This window comes from Marivita lacus (genome assembly GCF_014637725.1).
GTDB classification, from domain to species: domain Bacteria; phylum Pseudomonadota; class Alphaproteobacteria; order Rhodobacterales; family Rhodobacteraceae; genus Marivita; species Marivita lacus.
This window is the reverse complement of the sequence record NZ_BMFC01000006.1, coordinates 143301-162524: the sequence shown is the minus strand read 5'-3', so window position 1 is coordinate 162524 and position 19224 is coordinate 143301. Positions and strand designations below refer to the sequence as shown.

The 19224-nt window shown below is 64.8% G+C and carries 21 protein-coding genes and 1 tRNA gene; 10 read left to right on the top strand and 12 right to left on the bottom strand.

The window, feature by feature from the left end; genetic code table 11:
- Window positions 1-37: 37 nt before the first annotated feature.
- The 6 genes from IEV82_RS13330 to ftsW all read right to left on the bottom strand — a co-directional run bounded on the left by IEV82_RS13330 (window position 38) and on the right by ftsW (window position 5561).
- Window positions 38-298 carry a DUF2484 family protein gene (locus IEV82_RS13330; protein WP_308420437.1) on the bottom strand — a complete coding sequence of 87 codons (261 nt, stop codon included), beginning with the start codon at window positions 296-298 and terminating at the stop codon, window positions 38-40.
- Window positions 295-543, bottom strand: coding sequence for a DUF2484 family protein (locus tag IEV82_RS13325; RefSeq protein WP_188482527.1), 249 nt, complete (start codon window positions 541-543; stop codon window positions 295-297). The genes IEV82_RS13330 and IEV82_RS13325 overlap by 4 nt, the downstream gene beginning before the upstream one ends.
- Window positions 544-697: 154 nt before the next feature.
- Window positions 698-1744: a flavin monoamine oxidase family protein gene (locus IEV82_RS13320; protein ID WP_188482526.1), complete on the bottom strand. Its 1047-nt coding sequence runs from the start codon at window positions 1742-1744 to the stop codon at window positions 698-700.
- A gap of 43 nt (window positions 1745-1787) precedes the next feature.
- A complete protein-coding gene (gene murC, locus IEV82_RS13315) occupies window positions 1788-3185 on the bottom strand; it encodes a UDP-N-acetylmuramate--L-alanine ligase (protein ID WP_188482525.1) in 1398 nt (465 codons plus the stop codon).
- A complete protein-coding gene (locus IEV82_RS13310) occupies window positions 3182-4306 on the bottom strand; it encodes a UDP-N-acetylglucosamine--N-acetylmuramyl-(pentapeptide) pyrophosphoryl-undecaprenol N-acetylglucosamine transferase (protein ID WP_188482524.1) in 1125 nt (374 codons plus the stop codon). The genes murC and IEV82_RS13310 overlap by 4 nt, the downstream gene beginning before the upstream one ends.
- Window positions 4307-4394: 88 nt before the next feature.
- Window positions 4395-5561 (bottom strand): putative lipid II flippase FtsW, encoded by a 1167-nt coding sequence (gene ftsW, locus IEV82_RS13305; RefSeq protein ID WP_188482523.1) that lies wholly within the window; start codon window positions 5559-5561, stop codon window positions 4395-4397.
- A 143-nt stretch (window positions 5562-5704) separates the two neighbouring features.
- Here ftsW and IEV82_RS13300 point away from each other — a divergent pair, with 143 nt between their 5' ends.
- The 3 genes from IEV82_RS13300 to IEV82_RS13290 are packed head-to-tail and all read left to right on the top strand — an operon-like array spanning window position 5705 to window position 8261.
- Entirely contained in the window at window positions 5705-6886 is a 1182-nt protein-coding gene (locus IEV82_RS13300) for a BaiN/RdsA family NAD(P)/FAD-dependent oxidoreductase (protein WP_188482522.1), read from the top strand.
- Window positions 6887-6909: 23 nt separating this feature from the next.
- On the top strand, window positions 6910-7581 hold the full coding sequence (locus IEV82_RS13295; protein ID WP_188482521.1) for a hypothetical protein: 672 nt from the start codon (window positions 6910-6912) through the stop codon (window positions 7579-7581).
- Window positions 7578-8261 (top strand): hypothetical protein, encoded by a 684-nt coding sequence (locus tag IEV82_RS13290; protein WP_188482520.1) that lies wholly within the window; start codon window positions 7578-7580, stop codon window positions 8259-8261. Before IEV82_RS13295 ends, IEV82_RS13290 begins: the two co-directional genes overlap by 4 nt.
- Here the strand turns inward: IEV82_RS13290 and murD are convergent.
- The 6 genes from murD to IEV82_RS13260 are packed head-to-tail and all read right to left on the bottom strand — an operon-like array spanning window position 8249 to window position 13508.
- The gene (gene murD / locus IEV82_RS13285) at window positions 8249-9661 is read right to left on the bottom strand and encodes a UDP-N-acetylmuramoyl-L-alanine--D-glutamate ligase (RefSeq protein WP_188482519.1); all 1413 of its coding nucleotides are present in this window, start codon (window positions 9659-9661) and stop codon (window positions 8249-8251) included. The genes IEV82_RS13290 and murD overlap by 13 nt on opposite strands.
- A 57-nt stretch (window positions 9662-9718) precedes the next feature.
- A complete protein-coding gene (gene hisD, locus IEV82_RS13280) occupies window positions 9719-11020 on the bottom strand; it encodes a histidinol dehydrogenase (RefSeq protein ID WP_188482518.1) in 1302 nt (433 codons plus the stop codon).
- 52 nt (window positions 11021-11072) lie between these two features.
- The gene (locus IEV82_RS13275) at window positions 11073-11591 is read right to left on the bottom strand and encodes a GNAT family N-acetyltransferase (protein WP_188482517.1); all 519 of its coding nucleotides are present in this window, start codon (window positions 11589-11591) and stop codon (window positions 11073-11075) included.
- The gene (locus IEV82_RS13270) at window positions 11588-12067 is read right to left on the bottom strand and encodes a DUF2948 family protein (protein ID WP_229747792.1); all 480 of its coding nucleotides are present in this window, start codon (window positions 12065-12067) and stop codon (window positions 11588-11590) included. The genes IEV82_RS13275 and IEV82_RS13270 overlap by 4 nt, the downstream gene beginning before the upstream one ends.
- Window positions 12064-13335 (bottom strand): UDP-N-acetylglucosamine 1-carboxyvinyltransferase, encoded by a 1272-nt coding sequence (murA, locus tag IEV82_RS13265; protein WP_188482516.1) that lies wholly within the window; start codon window positions 13333-13335, stop codon window positions 12064-12066. The genes IEV82_RS13270 and murA overlap by 4 nt, the downstream gene beginning before the upstream one ends.
- A gap of 5 nt (window positions 13336-13340) precedes the next feature.
- Window positions 13341-13508, bottom strand: a complete 168-nt coding sequence (locus IEV82_RS13260; protein WP_188482515.1) for a hypothetical protein — start codon at window positions 13506-13508, stop codon at window positions 13341-13343.
- Window positions 13509-13608: 100 nt separating this feature from the next.
- Between IEV82_RS13260 and IEV82_RS13255 the strand changes: the two genes are divergently transcribed.
- From IEV82_RS13255 to IEV82_RS13225, 7 genes are all read left to right on the top strand, one after another.
- Window positions 13609-13683 (top strand) — tRNA-Thr (locus tag IEV82_RS13255).
- A 178-nt stretch (window positions 13684-13861) separates the two neighbouring features.
- Entirely contained in the window at window positions 13862-15040 is a 1179-nt protein-coding gene (locus IEV82_RS13250) for a glycosyltransferase (protein WP_188482514.1), read from the top strand.
- Window positions 15041-15070: 30 nt separating this feature from the next.
- Window positions 15071-16285, top strand: coding sequence for a 3-deoxy-D-manno-octulosonic acid transferase (locus IEV82_RS13245; RefSeq protein ID WP_188482513.1), 1215 nt, complete (start codon window positions 15071-15073; stop codon window positions 16283-16285).
- A gap of 74 nt (window positions 16286-16359) precedes the next feature.
- Window positions 16360-16794 (top strand): DUF1178 family protein, encoded by a 435-nt coding sequence (locus tag IEV82_RS13240; RefSeq protein ID WP_188482512.1) that lies wholly within the window; start codon window positions 16360-16362, stop codon window positions 16792-16794.
- A complete protein-coding gene (locus tag IEV82_RS13235) occupies window positions 16794-17444 on the top strand; it encodes an SDR family oxidoreductase (RefSeq protein WP_188482511.1) in 651 nt (216 codons plus the stop codon). Before IEV82_RS13240 ends, IEV82_RS13235 begins: the two co-directional genes overlap by 1 nt.
- Entirely contained in the window at window positions 17441-17890 is a 450-nt protein-coding gene (locus IEV82_RS13230; RefSeq protein ID WP_188482510.1) for an SgcJ/EcaC family oxidoreductase, read from the top strand. The genes IEV82_RS13235 and IEV82_RS13230 overlap by 4 nt, the downstream gene beginning before the upstream one ends.
- 81 nt (window positions 17891-17971) lie before the next feature.
- Complete coding sequence (locus IEV82_RS13225) at window positions 17972-19210, top strand: aspartate kinase (protein WP_188482509.1); 1239 nt, start codon at window positions 17972-17974, stop codon at window positions 19208-19210.
- Window positions 19211-19224 lie beyond the last annotated feature (14 nt).

Genomic DNA, 19224 nt, shown 5'->3' with positions numbered 1-19224 from the left:
CCCGCGTTTTGCCCAAAGGTCCGCCGCGCGGCAAGTCTCATTCGGTGCGGCGCGTCACCGTTCGCACAATCCACGCAACGAGATAGCGCAACGGCCAGCGGAACACGCTGATCACGGCGACGGTAAAGGCCAGCCCCCAATAGAGCCCGTCGGACAGGTAGACCCAGACAAGGATCGGCGCGCCCACAGCCATCAGCAGATAGGCCCGGCGCCAATGGTTGTCCTTTGACGGGATCGCCGCGAGGATCGCGGCAAGGATGATCCAGCAACAGGCCGCGCTGAGGGAATAGCTCATCATTGGGGGATCTCCACCATTTGCCCGGTCAGGCGCTTCCAGAAATATCGCAACGGGTTGCGAAACATCGACCCGAAGGCCAACAGCGCGCCGAACGCCGCCCAGACCCCGACCGCAAGCGCGATGTGCGAGATCAGCACAGGCGCCACGCACAGCAGCGCCACGCCCGGCACGTAGTGCCACCGCATCGGCAGCAACGCGACAAGGGCCGAGGCGAAGACCCATCCGATACAGAGCCAGAGAAGCATCAACGCGCATCCCGTCTTGTTGCACACCCTGCGCGGGTATGGGTCGTTTCGGGCCAAATCACGACCCCAAATGGGTAAAGCCAAGGAATTTGACCGCCGAGCGCGTGTTTCGGTCACCCGAAACTCTGGATGCGTTGACGCATCCGCACCCCCCTCAACCCCCGTTCAGCACCCAGAGCGCCGCCTCTTCTGCCGCGGCCAGCGCTCCTTCGAGGTAGCCGCCCATCTCGGGGGCCAGTTCGCTCGAGGCAAAGAAGACGCGGCTGTCCGGCGCACCCTGCAACGCGGCGGGGCGTCCATAGACCGGATGATGCCTGAGCGGCGCGTGATCCGCTGCCACCGCCGTGCCGACCTCCTCGGCCCAATCGGTATAGAAGACCGCGACGGGAGATGCGGCACGCGGACCGAACACCCGCTCCAACTGCGCCAGAGATGCGGCGATCACCGCGTCGCGCTGCCCGGCACGGGCGGCCGCGGGCACGCCGAGAAATCCGAACAAAGCACCGCCGGTACCCGCGCTGGCATCGTGGATTTCCACCAGCGGGCCAAGCTGGCTCGACGCATCGCCGGACAGACCGTCCTCGCGCCAGAACGGCTGGTCATAGACCGCGACGAACTTGGCATGGCCTGCCATCCATGTCGGAATACCGCGCAGCGCGGCCTGTACCAAGGGCGGCAAATCCGGTGCAAAGCGCAGATCGGACGCCACGCGCGGTGGCAACGCCAGCACGACGCGGTCGAACTCGCGCTGAACGCCGTCTGCGAACGCGATCACACCTGTACCCGAGACCGACCGAACCGCGCGCCCGGTGACGACGCTGCCCTCCGGCAGACCCGCCGCGAGCGCGTTGACAATCGCGCCCATGCCGCCGCGCAGACGCAAGGAGCCCTGCATGGACGCAAAGCCGCGATCCCGGATGACCTCGCCCTGTGCAGTCTCGTAAAGCTGCGCGCCATCGGCGAATTGCGGGATCACTTCCAACCCCAGCCGTTGCACCAAAGTGGCCATGCGGGGCTGGCCGGGCCAGAACCACGAAGGGCCCAGATCGAACCATTGCGCATCAACGCGCGCGGTGCTGATCCGCCCCCCCAGCCGGTCCCGCGCCTCGAAAAGCCGAAACCCGACACCCGCCGCGCGCAGCGCATCCGCAAGTGCCAGCCCGGTCAGGCCCCCGCCGATAATGGCGACGTTTCGGGTCACGCTGTCACCGCCGCGTGTAGAGCACGTCCAACCGCTTCCAAACCTATTTCGCCAACCGTTCGGGCAGCCCGTTGGCCCAGGCGCTGATCGTCCCGGCCCCAAGGCAGACCACGATATCGCCGGGGCGGGCCTGTTCGCGGACCAGCCGCTCCAGATCGTCCTCGTTCAGAATGGCCCGCGCGTGGCGGTGGCCGTGGCGAATGAGCCCTGCCACCAGATCGTCGCGCGATGCCCCTGCGATGGGATCTTCGCCCGCCGCGAACACCTCGGCAATCGCCACCACATCCGCCTCGTTGAAGCAGGCGCAGAAATCGTCAAAGAGGCTCGACAGGCGGGTGTAGCGGTGCGGTTGGTGCACCGCGATCACGCGACCGTCCGACGCCTGACGCGCGGCCCGCAGGACGGCGGCAATCTCGACCGGGTGATGGCCGTAATCGTCGATGATGGTCACGTCGTTCCATTCGCCGACCTTGGTGAAGCGCCGGTTCACGCCACCAAAGGCTGCCAGAGCTTCGCGGATCTCGGATTTCTTCATCCCCAGATGCCGCGAGACCGCAACCGCTGACAGAGCGTTCGACACGTTGTGATCGCCGGGCATCGGCAGGGTGCAGCCCTCGATCACATCGCCTTCAGCCTGCAGGGCAATGTCGAAATGCGCCACGCCCTTTTCGTAGGTCAGGTTCACCGCCCGCACATCCGCCTGCGCGTTGAAACCATAGGTGACGACCCGCCGGTCCGTGACCTTGCCCACGAGCCGTTGCACCTCTTCGTGGTCGGTGCAGCACACGGCAATGCCGTAGAAGGGGATGTTGGACACGAAGTCCTGAAACCCCTGCCGCAGCCGGTCGAAATCACCCCAATGCTCCATATGCTCGGGGTCGATATTGGTGACGATCCCGATGGTCGCGGGCAGACGGTTGAATGATCCGTCACTTTCGTCGGCCTCGACGACCATCCATTCGCCCTGCCCCATCCGCGCGTTGGAGCCATAAGCATGGATGACGCCGCCATTGATGACGGTCGGATCAAAGCCCCCGGCCACCATCAGTTCGGCCATCATCGTCGTCGTGGTCGTCTTGCCATGGGTGCCCGCGATGGCGATGTTCGACTTGAGCCGCATCAACTCGGCCAGCATGTCGGCGCGGCGCACCACCGGAAGGCCGCGCAGTCGCGCCTCGTCCAGTTCGGGATTGCCCGGTTTGATCGCGGTCGAGACAACGACAACCTCGGCCCCGTCCAGGTTCTCGGCCTTCTGACCCTCGAAGATGCGCGCGCCCAGATCGGCCAGACGGTTGGTGATCTTGCTGGCCTTCAGGTCAGAGCCCTGCACCGTGTAGCCAAGATTCACCAGCACCTCGGCAATGCCCGACATGCCGATACCGCCGATGCCGACGAAATGGATGGCACCGATATCGACGGGCAACTTGGTGGCGGCGTTCATTCGGTCTGTCCTTCTTGGGTCTGGGTCTGGGATGTGTGGCCGGCCAACTTTTCGACCAGCGCGGCGAGGTCCTGCGCGGCATCGGGCTTGGCCTGCGACAAGGCGGCTTGCGACATTTGCAAAGCTCCTTGGGAATCTTGCAAAACTGCAAAGATCTGCTCGGCGAGCGTATCGACGGTCAGCTTGCTTTCGGGAATGCGGATCGCGGCCCCCGCCTCGACCAGCCCTCGCGCATTGGCAGTCTGGTGATCCGCGGTGGCAGCGGCATAGGGCACAAGGATCGACGGACGCCCGATCGCCGAAATATCCGCCACGCTTGACGCGCCCGAGCGCGAGATCACCAGCTGCGCCTCGGTCATGCGGGTCGGCAGATCGGTGAAAAAGGGCTGCACCTCGGCAGTGACACCCTGTTCCTCGTAATAGGCCGCCACCCGTTCGCCGTCTTCGTCGCGCGCCTGATGGCTGACCCGCAAATGTTGCATCGTCTCCAGCGGCAGGGAGGCGATCGCGGGCGGCACCACATCCGACAGGATGCGCGCGCCCTGGCTGCCACCGATCACAAGGATCGACATGGGGTAATCGCCGGGCGGGATATAGGACGCCCCCGCGCGGTCCTTGACCGCCAGCCGCACCGGGTTGCCGACATGCACGCCCTCGACGCCCTCGGGCAGAACGGTTGGCCATGTGCCGCAGGCCACGCACTGCACCCGCTTGGCAAAGATCGCGTTGACCCGGCCCAGCACGCCGTTCTGTTCGTGGATCATCCGCGGCCGCCGCAGCAGCCACGCGGCACCCAGTGCTGGAATCGACGGGTAACCGCCAAAGCCCACGACCACGTCCGGCCGGTCGCGCAGCATGCGGCCGGACATCGACAGCACACCGCCCAGGACCCGCAGCGGCACCAACAGCTTGGAGAGCACCCCACCCCGCGCGAAGGTCGCACTGACCACCTGTTCGATCTCTATCGAATGGGGAAAGCCACCGGTGTAGCGCGCGCCGCGCGCATCGGTGGACAGTTTTACCCGCCAGCCCCGACGCAGCATGACCTCGGCCAGCGCCTGTGCCGGAAACATGTGACCGCCGGTCCCCCCGGCTGCGATGATCAAGTATGGTTTTTGCATTGTCGCCCCGCGCAACGGTTGCAGGACAGAGACCTGTCCCTGCGCCGTTTGTCAACAAAACCGGACGCATTTGCCCCAGATGATGGCTCTAGCGCAGCCGTCCTCGCAAGATATCGCCGATTTCGCCCTGCGGGCGTGTCCGCGTGAAGGCCAGAAGCATGCCCACCGCGATGCCCCCCGCGATCAGGGATGATCCGCCATAACTGACGAAGGGCAAGGTCATGCCTTTTGCGGGCAGAAGCCGCACCGCGACGCCCATGTTGATCATCGCCTGCACGCCGAACATACAGGCCAGACCTGCGCCCGCCAGCCGGATGAACGGATCGCGCTCGCGCATCAGCCGCAGCAGCGACCGCACCACGATGGTGGTGTAGAGCGCGATAATAATGAGCACGAGCACCAGCCCGTATTCCTCGGCGGCGACAGCGATGATGAAATCGGTATGGGCATCGGGCAGCGACCATTTCACCTGCCCCTCACCGACGCCGACACCCAGAAACCCGCCCTCGCGGATGGCGTTGGTGGCATAGCCAAGCTGTGTGGTCGGATCGACCTCGGGGCTGAGAAAGCCGTCGATGCGGCGGGCGAAGTGTTGGGAATTCTGATAGGCGAGAGTGCCCGCAAAGACGACAAGCCCCGCAACGCCGAAGAGCAGCAGCATCGGCGCACCGGCGATGAAATACATCACGCCCCAGCCGAAGAGCACAAGACAGGCCTGACCGAAATCAGGCTGAAGCGCCAGCATCAGGACGATGCTGATGGTGATCGCAAAGGATAGAATCCGTCCGGGAGGGCCACCCAGATCCTGACTTGCGGCCAGAAACCACGCCGTCACGATCACAAAGGTCGGCTTTAGAAATTCGGATGGCTGCACCGACGCAAAGCCCAACGAGTACCAGCGCACGGCTCCCTTGCCGAAATCGGTGCCGAAAAACGGCAACATCGCCAGGGCGATGAAAGCGGCAATGAACCCCAGAACCGCCAATCGGCGCACGACGACCGGGGCCAGCATGGAGACAAACACCATCACGCCCAGCGCCAGCCCGCCGAACACCGCCTGCCGCTGCACGTAATGGAAGGCGGCAAAGCCGTTGCGCTCCGCCAGGGGCGGCGATGCCGCAAGGCCCAGCAGGATGCCGATGCCGAACAGGATCAGGATGCAGGACAAAGACCATTTGTCGATCGTGCGCCACCACTTGGGCAACACAGGTTCGCCTGCGCGGCTGGGGACCGCGCCATAGACCATTTCCGTCATGGGTTCACCGCTATTTCTGCCTCGATCACCCGTGTTTGCCCGGGCCATTTTGGAAACTCTAACCGATATGATTCGAGCGATCCAGTGGAATGATTCTCGCAACCGCCCTTGAACGCGCCCGCATTCCGTGATGGGTGCGCGTCATGCAGGTGGATTCATTGATCTTGGGCGCTGGCGCAGCCGGCATGATGTGCGCGGCGCAGGCCGGGCCATCGACGCTGATCATCGACCATGCCAAGGCACCGGGTGAGAAGATCCGCATCTCGGGTGGCGGGCGGTGCAACTTCACCAACCTTCACACCGATCCGGCGCGCTTTCTTGGGCAGAACGTGCATTTCCACAAATCCGCGCTCAGCCGCTACACCCAGTGGGATTTTCTGGACCTCGTGACCCGTCACAAGATCGCGTGGCACGAAAAGACGCTGGGTCAGCTTTTCTGTGACGACAAGGCGACGCAGATCGTGGACATGCTGCGCGCCGAGATGGCGCAGGCGGGCGCGCAGCTCTGGCTGCAGACCTCGCTTGTGGACCTGAGCCACGATGGCACGCGGTTCACAGCGCAGATCGAACGCGAGGGCAAACGCCACAGCGTCAGTGCCCGCACCCTCGTTCTGGCCACGGGCGGCAAGTCGATCCCCAAGATGGGCGCGACGGGGCTGGCCTATGATATCGCGCGCCAGTTCGGCCATAGCCTCACCGAAACCCGCCCTGCCCTTGTGCCGCTGACCTTTTCCGACCAGCGCTTCGCGGCCATTTCCGGCGTGTCGGCCCCTGTCGTGGCCACGGCCAATGGCACCGCGTTCGAAGAGGCGCTGCTGTTCACCCATCGCGGACTGAGCGGCCCTGCGGTGCTGCAGGTCTCGAGCTACTGGGCCGAAGGCGATCCGATCACGGTTGATCTGCTGCCCGCGCATGATCTGGCCGAAACGCTCAAGACCGCGCGTCAGACCCACGGCAAACGCAATGTCACAACCACCCTGGCCGAGGTGCTGCCGGAACGGCTGGTCGATCACCTGTCGACCGAGCTGTCGCTGGCGGGCAATGTCGGCGACCTGTCGGACAAGCGCATCGACGAGATCACCACCCGCCTGCGCCACTGGACCCTGACCCCGACCGGCAGCGAAGGCTACCGCACCGCCGAGGTGACGCTGGGCGGGATTTCGACCGACCGGATCGACAGCAAGACGATGATGTCCCGCGATGTGCCCGGCCTCTACATGATCGGCGAAGCGGTGGACGTGACCGGCTGGCTGGGCGGCTACAATTTCCAGTGGGCCTGGAGTTCGGGCGTCGCCGCAGGCCGCGCCATTTGCGGCGCCACTTGAAACCGTCATGAATCCGTTACATTTTGTTCGGCATGTCAGATGCCGCCTATCCTGTTCCGAAAGCTCCGTTCGTCCTGCTGCGTGGTGCGCTGCGGGACGCGCTGAACATCGTGATCAAGGGCGGTGCGGCCCCGCGTGCGCAGGAACGGATCTGGATCGACCCGACCCGGCTGACACGTATCTACACCCGCAACCCGGCGCAGACCCCTGATTACAGGCGACGGCATTCCGCCATGGTTCTGGGCGGAGACTGGGACACGCGCACCGAAGCGATCGATGCATCGTGGAAAATCGCCGCCTGCATCGCGCATTTCCGGGACGGGGTGCCGTGGGAGGAGACCGGCATCTATGACCGCATGGCGCAGATGGTCGCAAAGCGGGGTGCCTTCGACAGTTGCCGCAACATGTCCGACATTATCGCGCGATACCGACAGATCGACGCGCTTTATTCGGATATTCGCGATAATGGCTTTCAGGACCGGTCCGTGCGGAAATTCGGCACGCTGCGCCTGCCCGAAGGTGTCTATGTGCACATCGACCGCCACGGCGCGCCGATCTTCGGGGCCATCGGAAATCACCGCATCGGCATCGCCCGCGCCCTCGGCCTGACCCGCATCCCCGCGCAGCTTGGGGTCGTGCATCCCGGTGCCGTTGCGCGGAATGCGCTTGCCACGCTCCGCTCCATCCCGACATGAGCGCCATTGCACGGGCATTTGCCGCCGGGCTTCCGGCGAAGGTGGCTCGTGACGTGGCCAACCGGCTGCGCTTCGGGCCGGATGCGCCCCAAAGTGACGAGCTGATCTGGATCAGCCCCCGCGACGTGACCCATTGGTACAAAGCCGATCCGCAAGTTGGCGCGCCGCGCTTCCGGCGGCGGCATTCCGGGCGTGTGCTCGGTGGAGACTGGGACCTTTCGCGCAAACCCTTTGGCAGCCAGCTCAAGTTGGACAGCATCCGCGACCATTTCGAACGCGGTGTGCCGTGGCAGCAGACCAGCCTGTTCGGCTGGATGGTGAAACAGCTCGACGACAAGGGTTTGGTCGACGAGTGCACCAGCCGCGAGGAGTTGATCGCACGTTATGAACAGCTTGACCGGATCTACGCAGAGGCGCAGCGCACCGGCACCCTGCGCCCACATGGCGCGGTCAACAAGACCCGCCGCGAACATGGCGGCATTCTTGTCCATATCGCGCGCGATGGCACGCCGCTGCGCGATGGCGGCGGGATGCACCGCTTTGCGATCGCCTACATCCTCGATCTTGAAAAGATCCCCGCACAGCTTGGGGTGATCCATAAAGACGCGGTGGCCTCAGGCCTGCTCAGCACGCTCCGCACGCCACCGCAGCACATTCAAAACGCGCTTCAACCGGCCTGAGCCGCCAGCAGATCGGCGACCCGCTCGGCGAAATCCTCGCCGCGTTTCTCGAAACTGTCATACTGGTCGAAACTCGCCGCAGCAGGTGCCAGCAGCACAACGTCGCCCGGTTCGGCCTCTGCCGCAGCGCGGGCCACCGCGACCTCCATCGTGCCGCAGGCTTCGGTCTCGACCCCAGTCAGTTGCACCGCAAAGGCGTCGGCCTCGCGCCCGATGACATAGGCTTTGCGCACATGCTCGAAACCGGGAATCAACCCGTCCAGCCCACCGTCCTTTTGCAACCCGCCGCAAATCCAGCGGATGTTCTGGAACGCCAGCAGCGCCTTGAGCGCGGAATCGACGTTTGTCGCCTTGCTGTCGTTCACGTAAGTGACGCCGCCCTGTTCGGCGATGATCTGGCTGCGATGCGGCAACCCTCCAAAGCTGCGCATCGCCGCTTCGATCTGACGTGGTGCCACGCCCAGCGCGCGGGTCGCGGCATAGGCGGCGCAGGCGTTCTGGTGGTTGTGCGCACCGGGCAGGCCCTTGATCTCGCGCAGGTCGATCGACGCGACCTGCTTGGCCTTGCGCCATTCCGTCAGAAAGCCCTTGCGCGCATAGACCATCCAGCCGGGACCACTCAGCTTCTGCCCCGAGGACACCCGGATCACCCGATCATCGCCCGGTCCTTCGGCCAGCTGGTTGGCGATATAGAGCCCCTCGTTTTCATCCACGCCGATCACCGCGCGGTCCGGCCCGCCTTCTGCGAACAGACGGCGTTTCGCTGCGAAATACCCACCCAATCCCGCGTGCCGGTCAAGGTGATCCGGCGACAGGTTGGTGAAGACCGCCACATCCGGCGTCAGCGCGCGGGCAAGATCGGTCTGATAGCTGGACAGCTCCAGCACCACCACATCGCCCTCGCCCGGCGGGTCGATGTCCAGCACCCCGCGCCCGATATTGCCAGCCAACTGGCTGTTGCGACCCACGGTTTCGAGGATGTGGTGTATCAGCGCCGAGGTGGTGGATTTGCCGTTCGACCCGGTCACGGCAATGACACGCGGCGCGGTGTCGAACTCGTCCCACTCGTCCGTCGCCAGAGAGCGGAAGAAGAGGCCGATGTCGTTGTCCACCGGCACACCGGCGGCCCATGCCTTGGCGATCACCGGATTGGGTGCGGGGTAGAGATGCGGAATGCCGGGGCTGACGATCAGGGTCGCCACCGCCTCGAACGCTCCGTCGCACGACAGGTCGCGGATCTCGAACCCTTCGGCCTCGGCGGTCTCGCGAGCCTTGGGGTTGTCGTCCCAACAGATTGCCGTTGCACCGCCCTCGCGCAGCGCACGCGCCGCCGAAAGGCCCGACCGGCCCAAACCCAACACGGCCACCTGATGGCCTTCAAAACCCTGAACCGGGATCATTGCGCACCTCTTGATAAGTCAACCAATCGCTAGCGCATCTGCACGCCGCTTGAAAGGTCAGCCGTTGAGCTTGCGCAGACGCGCGGTGACGGACAGGCCGTGTGCCTCGAGCGATTCGGACCGCGCCAACGTTTCCGCCGCAGGACCAATCGCGCGCAACGCTTCGGGTGACATGCGGGCAAGCGTCGTGCGCTTGACGAAATCCAGCACCGACAGCCCGGACGAGAATCGCGCAGAGCGGGCGGTAGGCAGAACGTGGTTCGGCCCGCCGACATAGTCGCCGATGGCCTCGGGCGTCCATTGGCCAAGGAAAATCGCCCCGGCATGGGTGATCCGGGCCGACAGCGCCTCGGGGTCGGCCACGCACAGCTCCAGATGCTCCGGGGCAATGCGGTCACACAGCGTCACCGCCTCGTCCAGATCGCGCACGGTGATGATGGCCCCAAAATCGCGCCAGCTTGTCCCGGCAATCGCGCGGCGTTCCAGTGTTTCAAGCCGCTTTTCCACCGCGTCGGCCACCGCCTGCCCGAAGGCAGCATCGGTGGTGATGAGCAGCGATTGCGCGGATTCGTCGTGTTCCGCCTGTGACATGAGATCCAGCGCGATCCAGTCCGGGTCGTTGTCGCCGTCGGCGATCACGAGGATCTCGGACGGTCCCGCGATCATGTCGATGCCGACCTTGCCGAAGACCCGGCGCTTGGCGGCGGCCACAAAAGCGTTGCCCGGCCCGGTGATCTTGTCCACCGGCGCGATGGTTTCCGTGCCATAAGCCAGCGCCGCAATCGCCTGCGCGCCGCCGATGCGGTAGACCTCGTCCACCCCGGCGATGCGGCACGCCATCATCACCAGCGGATTGATGATGCCATCGGGCGTCGGCACCGTCACGGCCAACCGCCCGACCCCGGCCACCTTGGCCGGAAGCGCGTTCATCAGGACAGAGGACGGATAGCTGGCAAGCCCGCCGGGCACGTATAGCCCCGCCGCCGACACCGGCGTCCAGCGCCAGCCCAGCGTCGCGCCCTGTTCGTCGGTCCACATCTCGTCCTGGGGCAATTGCCGCGCATGATAGGCGCGGATGCGCTCGGCGGCGGTTTCCAAAGCGATGCGCTCGGCCTCGGGCACCCTGGCGATCTCGGCGTCGATCTCGGCCTCGGAGACGCGCAATTGCGCCGCGGTCAGGTCCAGCCGGTCGAATTTCGCGGTCAGCTCCAGCACCGCCGCATCGCCGCGTTTGCGCACATCGGCGATGATGCCCGCGACCACGTCATCCACATCCGGGCTGTCCTCGCGCTTGGCGTTCAGGATCGCGGTAAAGCGCGCGTCGAAATCGGCATCTGTCGTGGACAGGAATTGTGGCATCACGCCCTCCGGATCAGCTTTGCCGGGTACTTAGACCGCGATGCCCGAACCCTCAAGCGCCGCGCGTCAGGTCGGTGCCATCCAGCGCCTTGATCATCAGCAGATCGTCGCGCCCCGTCCCCTCGATCAGTACCGCGCGCGGGCGCTTGCCGAAGGCATGAAAGCCCAACGCACGGTAGAGCTTTTGCGCGCCGGTGTTTTCGACATCGACCACCAGTTCGGCCTGCTGCACACCCGCGTCGATCAACTGTTGCAAAACGGCCTCCATCAGCGCGCGGCCAAACCCCCGACCTTGCGCGTCGGCGCGCACATAAAGCGGGCCGATATCGGCCATGTGCCGCATCCGCTGAGGCCCACCGCGCCGGGCCGAGACAAACCCGACCAGCCGTTTCGCATCGTCGAACGCGCCCAGAGTCATGTTGACCTCGAGCCCGCGCTCCACGTCCCGGTTGGGAATCGCGCGAACCTCTTCCGCGCTGAACAGAAACGCCGTTGGTACGCGCATCAGCCCATCGGCCCAGAGCGCGCGAAACGCGGACAGGTCCTTGGGCGTCAATCGCCGGATGATCATGCGGGGTGATCCGGCACCTTGCCCGACACCGCCGCGTAGGGCCGCGTCACGTCACGCAGCGCAACCTCCAGCTCGGACACCGAAAGGCGGATCGCGCCATCTCCCGCCAGCGTCAGCAGAACCGCGCCGCCGCCCGCCTCGTCCGGCTCGTACGTGACCGACAGCACGGACAGGATCGTGTCGGCATCGCCTTGCGTCACGCCCTGGCTGGCAACGCGCTGCACAGTTTCGACCGCCAGCACGCATTGCACCCGTTCCGGTGTTCTCCTGCCCCGGTCCGCGACGGGAATATCCTCCCAGCGGAATCGGTTGAGCAGGATGCCGAAGCGCTGCCTGCCGCGCTGCCATTGCATTTCGCTGGCCGGAAACACCGCGTCCTGACAAAGCGCCGACAGAACTTGCAGGTCTTCGTCGTCCATCGCCACCAACCGCAGGGGCCTGGCCGCGCCGTCTTCGAATGTCGCGTCCTGCGTCACTGTCCCGATACCCTTTCGATCTTGGCCCCAACGCTTTCCAGCTTGCGGACAACGTGTTCATAGCCTCGATCCAGATGGTACACGCGACTGACGATGGTGTCTCCCTCCGCGGCCAGACCGGCAAGGATCAGCGACACCGAGGCGCGCAGGTCGGTCGCCATCACGGGCGCGCCGCGCAGATGATCCACGCCGGTCACCGTCGCCGTGCCGCCATGCACATCGATCTTTGCGCCCATCCGGATCAGTTCGGGCGCATGCATGAAACGATTCTCGAAGATCTTTTCCTCGAGCACGCTGGTGCCTCCGGCAGTACAGAGCAGAGCCATCATCTGCGCCTGCAAATCGGTCGGAAAACCGGGGAAGGGTTCGGTCGTCACATCGACCGCCGACACCCGCCCGTTCTTGCGCGCCACCTTGAGGCCGTTGGGCGTTTCCTCGACCGAGATGCCCGCCGCGTCCAGCTTTTCACAGAACGCCGCCAACAGGTCGATCCGACCGCCAAGGCATTCGACCTCACCGCCGCAGATCGCGGGGGCCAGCATGTAGGTGCCCAATTCGATCCGGTCGGTGACGACGCGGTGTGTCGCACCACCCAAAGTGTCGACGCCCTGAATGGTGATCTCGGACGTGCCTTCGCCGTCGATCTGCGCGCCCATCTTGCGCAGGCACTGCGCCAGATCGACGATCTCGGGCTCGCGTGCGGCGTTCTTCAGCACGGTTGTGCCCTTGGCCAGCGTCGCCGCCATCAGGGCGTTTTCCGTGGCACCCACGGACACGAACGGAAACTCCACGATGCCGCCACGCAGACCACCGGCAGGCGCCTTCGCGTGCACGTAGCCCTCGCGCAGGTCGAGCTCCGCTCCCATCGCCTCGAACGCCTTGAGATGCAGATCGACCGGGCGCGCGCCGATGGCACAGCCACCGGGCAAGGACACCTCGGCATGCCCGAACCGCGCGAGCAAAGGCCCCAGAACAAGGATCGACGCCCGCATCTTGCGCACGATGTCATAGTCCGCGCGCACCGAGGTGAGGTCATGGCTCGACATGGCCAGTACCTGACCGTCCTGCAGTGCCTGCACCTCGGCCCCCAGCGACTGCAACAGCGTCGTCATGGTGCGGATGTCGCTGAGGCGCGGCGCATTGGTCAGCGTCAGCGGTTCCTCGCTCAATAGCGTGGCCGGCATCAGGGTGAGACAGGCGTTCTTTGCGCCCGCGATGGGAATCTGGCCACTCAGAGGGCCGTTCCCCGTTACGATAATCTGGTCCATCGGTGTTAACTGCCCTTGCTCGTACTCTTGTTGTCCTTGGACTCACCCGAATTGTCCCCTGACCGCGCGCGCGCCTGTGCCTTGCGCTTGGCCATATTCGCCTTGAGCGCGGCCTTGAGCCTGTCGTCGCGCGCTGTTTGGGTCGATTTTCCGGATGAGGGTTTCTTCGTCATGAACACTTCCTATCCCAGAGGCAAAAAAGGGTCCAGATTGCGCTTGCACCGATTTCCGTTTGCGTCTAATCACCCGCCACGTCGCGTGTGACACCCCGGCGCTGTGGTAGCTCAGTGGCAGAGCACACCCTTGGTAAGGGTGAGGTCGAGAGTTCAATCCTCTCTCACAGCACCATCCTCCTCCCTGATATCCACGACTTGCCAATTGGCAGTTGGACGGTGCCCTTCAGACCCGCAGGTCTTTCATCTGCGCGACCACTTCGCGCCTGGAGCCCGTCGCCGCCACGTCCAGCCTTGCTGGTGTCATGATGCGCTGTTACCTAAGACTACGGTTTTCCACGGGACCCCGCTTCATGCGCGCAGCCATCGCAACTGGCGAATATCACCTTGGCGGTGAGACCTTCATCAACCGCCACATCGAGCATCTGTTCGGTGGGGATACGGTTGTGGTCTGTGGCCGGTTCCGGGGCGACAACCCGTATGGCAAGCCATACTTTGTCCGCCGCGACGGGCTTTCTGGCCGCGACATCATGGTGGCCCCGTGGTGGCTCTTGAGCAATCGCGTCCGACACGGCACCTCGCGCCTGCCTTTTGGCGAGGCGAAAGACGCGCTGACCCGCTTCCTGCGGGACGAACAGGTCGAGGTGTTCCTGGCCGAGTTCGGCACGCAGGCATTGGCGCTTGCTCCACTGGCGAACACGCTGGGCATTCCGATCTTCACCTATTTCCGCGGCACCGACGCCTCAAAGGCGATCCGCACCGAACGGATGCGCTCGGCCTATCGCAAGATGATGCCGCGGCTGGCCGGGGTGTTCTCGGTCTCGCGCTTCCTGCTCGACAACCTTGCCAAGCACGGCATCTCGCATCCCAACAGCACGGTCATCCCCTCGGGGGTCGACATCCGCCGGTTCGCACCGCAAGCAAAGGCGCCGCACAGCTTCCTTGCTGTTGGCCGATTTGTCGAGAAAAAGGCCCCCATGACCACCCTGCGCGCCTTTGCAGAAGCCACTGCCGACCTGCCCGGCGCGCGGCTGGATTTCATAGGCGACGGCCCGCTGCTCGAGCCGACCCGTGCCCTCGCGCAGGAACTGGGTGTCGCGGACAAGCTGCGCTTTCACGGCGCGCAACCGCATCACACCGTGCGCGACCGCCTGATGAGCACGCAGTTTTTCCTGCAGCACTCCGTCACCGCCCGCGACGGCAACACCGAAGGCCTGCCCACCGCCATCCAGGAGGCGATGGCCTGCGGTTGCATCACGGTCTCGACCCGGCACGCGGGCATCCCCGAGGCCATCGACGAGGGCGAAACCGGCTTTCTGGTGGCGGAACATGACGCGGACGGTTTCGCCAAGGCCATCGCCGCCGCGATCAATGTGCCGGACCTGCCCGCCATGTCGGCCCGCGCGCGGCAGGTCGCGGAACAGCGGTTCGACAACCATGTGCTGCTCAAGCTTCTGGAGCGTCACATCCAGGAGGCGCTGCTGAACGCGTCGCGCGGTGCGGGTGGCCAGCCCGACCATGCCCCCGCCTAGACGTGTGATGCATCTGCACCGGATTCTGTCGTGCTGACGTATCGCCTTCTCGTGACGCTCCTTGCCGGCGCCGAACTGGCCAAGCGGCTCTGGGCGCGGGACGGTCAGGCGCTGCGCGCGCGGCTTGGTCTGCTGAGGCCAGATCACGCGGCGGGTCGCATCTGGCTGCACGCAGCCTCGAACGGTGAACTGGCCTCTGTGCGTCCGGTGATCGACGCGCTTCTGGCCGATGGGCGGCACCTGCTCATCACCGTCAACACCGACAGCGCGCTGCAGATGGCCAATGGCTGGGGTCTGACGAAGACCGACGTGCATCTTGCCCCGGTCGATCTGCCGGGACCGACCCGGCGCACCCTGCGCAACTGGCGGATCACGGCGCATGTCACGCTCGAATCCGATCTCTGGCCGCAGCGCATCCTCGACACACCCGGCCTCGTTCTTGTGCTGGGTGGGCGGTTGACCGCCCGGTCGGCAAAGGGCTGGGCGCGGTTCGACAGCCTGGTGCGCCGCGTGATGGCACGGATCACCTACCTTTCGGCACAGGATGCCGCCTCGGCCAAACGCTTTGTTGAAGCCGGGTTGCCACAATCGGCGCTGGGTCCGGTTTTCGACCTCAAGGCACTTTACGCGCCACCACCGGACCAGCCCGACACCACCCTGACCAAGGCCTTTGACCGCACGGAGACATGGCTCGCCGCCTCGACCCATGAGGGTGAGGACGACATCCTGCTGACCGCGCACAAGACGGCACTGGTGCAGCGTCCCGCGTTGAAACTGATCCTTGCCCCGCGCCACCCCAGACGCGCCGATGACGTGGCGCGGAGGATCGAGGCCCACGGGCTGACCGGCGCCCGGCGCAGCAGCGGCGACGACCCGGCATCGGCGCAAGTCTACCTGGCCGACACGCTGGGCGAGATGCATCTGTGGTACGCTCTGGCCGGTGTCACCTTTGTCGCCGGATCCCTGACCGACCGGGGCGGCCACACGCCCTACGAGCCCGCAGCGTTCAAGTCGGCCATCCTGCACGGCCCCGACACGGGCAATTTCCGCGCCGCCTATGACCGGCTGGCCGAGGCCGACGCAGCCCTCTGCACACCCGACGCCGCAGCGATCGCAGACGCGCTCATCACGCTCGACAAGGCGGAACAACAGGCGAGGCTGGGACAGGCGGCGCAGGACGCGCTGGATCAGGACACCGACCTCAAGGGGCTGATGCGCGACATCACCCGTGCGCTTGGCGCTTGATGTCCCCCGCCAGACGCTTATCTTTCCACAACTTGAAACACGCAGACAGCACAGCATACGTCGCAGGCATCGCAATGATCCACTTCACACTGAAATGCGCCAATGACCACCAGTTCGACAGCTGGTTCCAGTCCGGAACCGCCTATGACACGCTGCACGCGGCGGGCATGGTCGGCTGTTCGGTCTGTGGCAGCACGGATGTGACCAAGGCGATGATGGCCCCCCGCGTCAGCACCACCGACAAGGCCGAGACACCGACCGCCCGACCCAAGCTGACAGAACCTGCGAATCCGGCAGAAAAGGCGCTGGCCGAGTTCAAGAAATATGTCGAGAAGCACTCGGATTACGTCGGCACCAGTTTCGCCGATGAAGCCCGCGCGATCCATTCCGGCGATGCGCCGCAGCGCCCGATCTGGGGCGAGACGCGCGGGGACGAGGCGAAAAAGCTGATCGACGACGGCGTTCCCATCGCACCCCTGCCCTTTACTCCCACGCGAAAGTCGAACTGATGGACATCCTGATCACCGGCGCCAATCGCGGCATCGGAGCCGCCCTTCTGTCGGCGGCCCAAGACCGGGGCGACACAGCGCTTGGCACCAGCCGCAGCGCCGATCACGGCACGCTCCTGCCGCTGGATGTGCGCGATCCTGCAAGTTGTGCAGCTTTGGCGGACCGCCTTGGGGATACATCGCTTGACCTGCTGGTCTGCAATGCCGGTGTCTTTCTGGAACGGGGGATGGCGGCGGATCGGCTGACCGACCCACAACTTTGGGCTGACACTTTTGCCACAAATGTCACCGGGGTCTACCTGACTGTCATGGCATTCCTGCCACATCTCAAGCGCGCCAAGTCACCGAAAATCGCGATCATTTCGTCACAGATGGGGTCGAACACCCGCGCCAAGGGGCAAAGCTATATCTACAGGGCGTCGAAATCCGCAGCCCTGAACCTTGGCCGCAACATGGCGGTCGATCTGAAACCCCAGGGCATTCCCGTGGGCATCTACCATCCCGGCTGGGTCCGCACCGACATGGGCACCGACGCCGCCGATCTCGGCACGGACCAGTCCGCGCGCGGCCTGCTCGCGCGGTTCGACGCGCTGTCGCTCGACACCACGGGCTGTTTCGAGATGTGGAACGGCGACGCGATGCCGTTGTGACGGTCGCCGCCCCCGCGGATTTCCCATTGGCCTTTGCCGAGGCATGGCACAGCCGCGACGGTCATCGCATCGGGGTGCTGTTTGCCGAAGATGCGGATTTCGTGAATGTCACGGGGCTATGGTGGCGCGATCGCGACGCGATCTCCAGGGCACATGATTACGCGCTCAACTCGTTCTTTGCCGACAGCACGCTCAAACCCGGTGTGATCCGCACGCGCATGCTTGGCCCGGATCATGCCAGCGTCCAGTGCCGGTTCACCCTGACCGGCCAGACAGCCCCCGATGGCAGCACCGCTGGTCCTCGCCAGACGATCCTGTCTTTCACGCTCCAACGCACCTCCGAAGGCTGGCAGGCGGTCGCGGCGCAGAACACCGATGTGGTGCCCGGCAAGGAAACCCACCTGAACGACGGAACCCTCACGGCTGTTGACTATCGGGACACGTAAACCAACCGCATCACGCAGCACTCTTGCGCGGCATCGCCACCCAACGTAAAGCACGCGCTGAGTCTGACCCGGGAGGCACATATGCCCGTTCTCGTGATGAAATTCGGCGGAACCTCCGTCGCCACGCTCGACCGCATCCGTCGTGCGGCCAAACGCGTCGGCGTGGAAGTGGCCAAGGGCTATGACGTGATCGTCATCGTGTCCGCCATGTCCGGCGAGACGAACAAGCTTGTGGGCTATGTCAACGAGACCTCGCCTCTGTTCGATGCGCGCGAATACGATGCCGTCGTGTCCTCGGGCGAAAACGTCACCGCCGGGCTGATGGCGCTGACGCTGCAGGAAATGGATATTCCCGCGCGCAGCTGGCAGGGCTGGCAGGTGCCGGTCAAGACCACATCGGCGCATTCCTCGGCCCGGATCGAAGACATCCCGACCGACAACATCAACCGCAAGTTCGGCGAAGGCATGAAGGTGGCCGTGGTCGCGGGGTTCCAGGGCGTCAGCCCAGAGGGCCGCATCACCACGCTGGGCCGTGGCGGATCGGACACCACCGCCGTCGCCTTTGCCGCCGCATTTGCCGCCGAACGCTGCGACATCTACACCGATGTGGACGGCGTCTATACCACCGACCCCCGCATCTGCGACAAGGCCCGCAAGCTGGACAGGATCGCGTTCGAGGAAATGCTCGAACTGGCCTCATTGGGCGCAAAAGTGCTGCAAACCCGGTCGGTCGAACTTGCGATGCGCTACAAGGTGAAACTGCGCGTGCTCAGCAGTTTCGAGGAACAATCGGACGACGCAGGAACATTGGTCTGCGCCGAGGAGGACATCATGGAAAGCAATGTTGTAGCAGGCGTGGCCTATTCCCGCGACGAGGCCAAGATGACCCTCGTTTCCGTCGCCGACCGTCCCGGCATCGCCGCGGCGATCTTCACCCCGCTCTCCGAGGTGGGCGTGAATGTCGACATGATCGTGCAGAACATCTCGGACGAGGGACGCACGGACATGACCTTTTCCTGCCCCACCGACCAGGTGCGGCGCGCCGAAAAGGCCATGGTCGACGCCAAGGCGCGCGGCGACATCAACTTCCACGACATCGTGGCAGATACGGATGTGGCCAAGGTTTCCGTCGTCGGCATCGGCATGCGCAGCCACACCGGTGTTGCTGCCAAGATGTTCCGCGTGCTCGCCAAAGAGGGGATCAACATCCGGGTCATCACAACCTCCGAGATAAAGATTTCCGTTCTGATCGACCGGAAATACATGGAACTTGCCGTGCAGGCGCTGCATGATGCGTTTGAATTGGAAAAGGCCTCCTGACCACGTGACTCGCG

Excerpts from the sequence above, each read along its gene's own strand:
- IEV82_RS13325 (WP_188482527.1), bottom strand. The coding sequence starts at position 543 with ATGCTTCTCTGGCTCTGTATCGGATGGGTCTTCGCCTCGGCCCTTGTC.
- IEV82_RS13260 (WP_188482515.1), bottom strand. The coding sequence starts at position 13,508 with ATGACGAAGAAACCCTCATCCGGAAAATCGACCCAAACAGCGCGCGAC.
- IEV82_RS13250 (WP_188482514.1), top strand. The coding sequence starts at position 13,862 with ATGCGCGCAGCCATCGCAACTGGCGAATATCACCTTGGCGGTGAGACC.
- IEV82_RS13225 (WP_188482509.1), top strand. The coding sequence starts at position 17,972 with ATGCCCGTTCTCGTGATGAAATTCGGCGGAACCTCCGTCGCCACGCTC.
- IEV82_RS13235 (WP_188482511.1), top strand. The coding sequence starts at position 16,794 with ATGGACATCCTGATCACCGGCGCCAATCGCGGCATCGGAGCCGCCCTT.
- hisD (WP_188482518.1), bottom strand. The coding sequence starts at position 11,020 with ATGCCACAATTCCTGTCCACGACAGATGCCGATTTCGACGCGCGCTTT.
- IEV82_RS13240 (WP_188482512.1), top strand. The coding sequence starts at position 16,360 with ATGATCCACTTCACACTGAAATGCGCCAATGACCACCAGTTCGACAGC.
- murA (WP_188482516.1), bottom strand. The coding sequence starts at position 13,335 with ATGGACCAGATTATCGTAACGGGGAACGGCCCTCTGAGTGGCCAGATT.
- murC (WP_188482525.1), bottom strand. The coding sequence starts at position 3,185 with ATGAACGCCGCCACCAAGTTGCCCGTCGATATCGGTGCCATCCATTTC.
- IEV82_RS13290 (WP_188482520.1), top strand. The coding sequence starts at position 7,578 with ATGAGCGCCATTGCACGGGCATTTGCCGCCGGGCTTCCGGCGAAGGTG.
- IEV82_RS13275 (WP_188482517.1), bottom strand. The coding sequence starts at position 11,591 with ATGATCATCCGGCGATTGACGCCCAAGGACCTGTCCGCGTTTCGCGCG.
- IEV82_RS13330 (WP_308420437.1), bottom strand. The coding sequence starts at position 298 with ATGATGAGCTATTCCCTCAGCGCGGCCTGTTGCTGGATCATCCTTGCC.
- murD (WP_188482519.1), bottom strand. The coding sequence starts at position 9,661 with ATGATCCCGGTTCAGGGTTTTGAAGGCCATCAGGTGGCCGTGTTGGGT.
- IEV82_RS13300 (WP_188482522.1), top strand. The coding sequence starts at position 5,705 with ATGCAGGTGGATTCATTGATCTTGGGCGCTGGCGCAGCCGGCATGATG.
- ftsW (WP_188482523.1), bottom strand. The coding sequence starts at position 5,561 with ATGACGGAAATGGTCTATGGCGCGGTCCCCAGCCGCGCAGGCGAACCT.
- IEV82_RS13310 (WP_188482524.1), bottom strand. The coding sequence starts at position 4,306 with ATGCAAAAACCATACTTGATCATCGCAGCCGGGGGGACCGGCGGTCAC.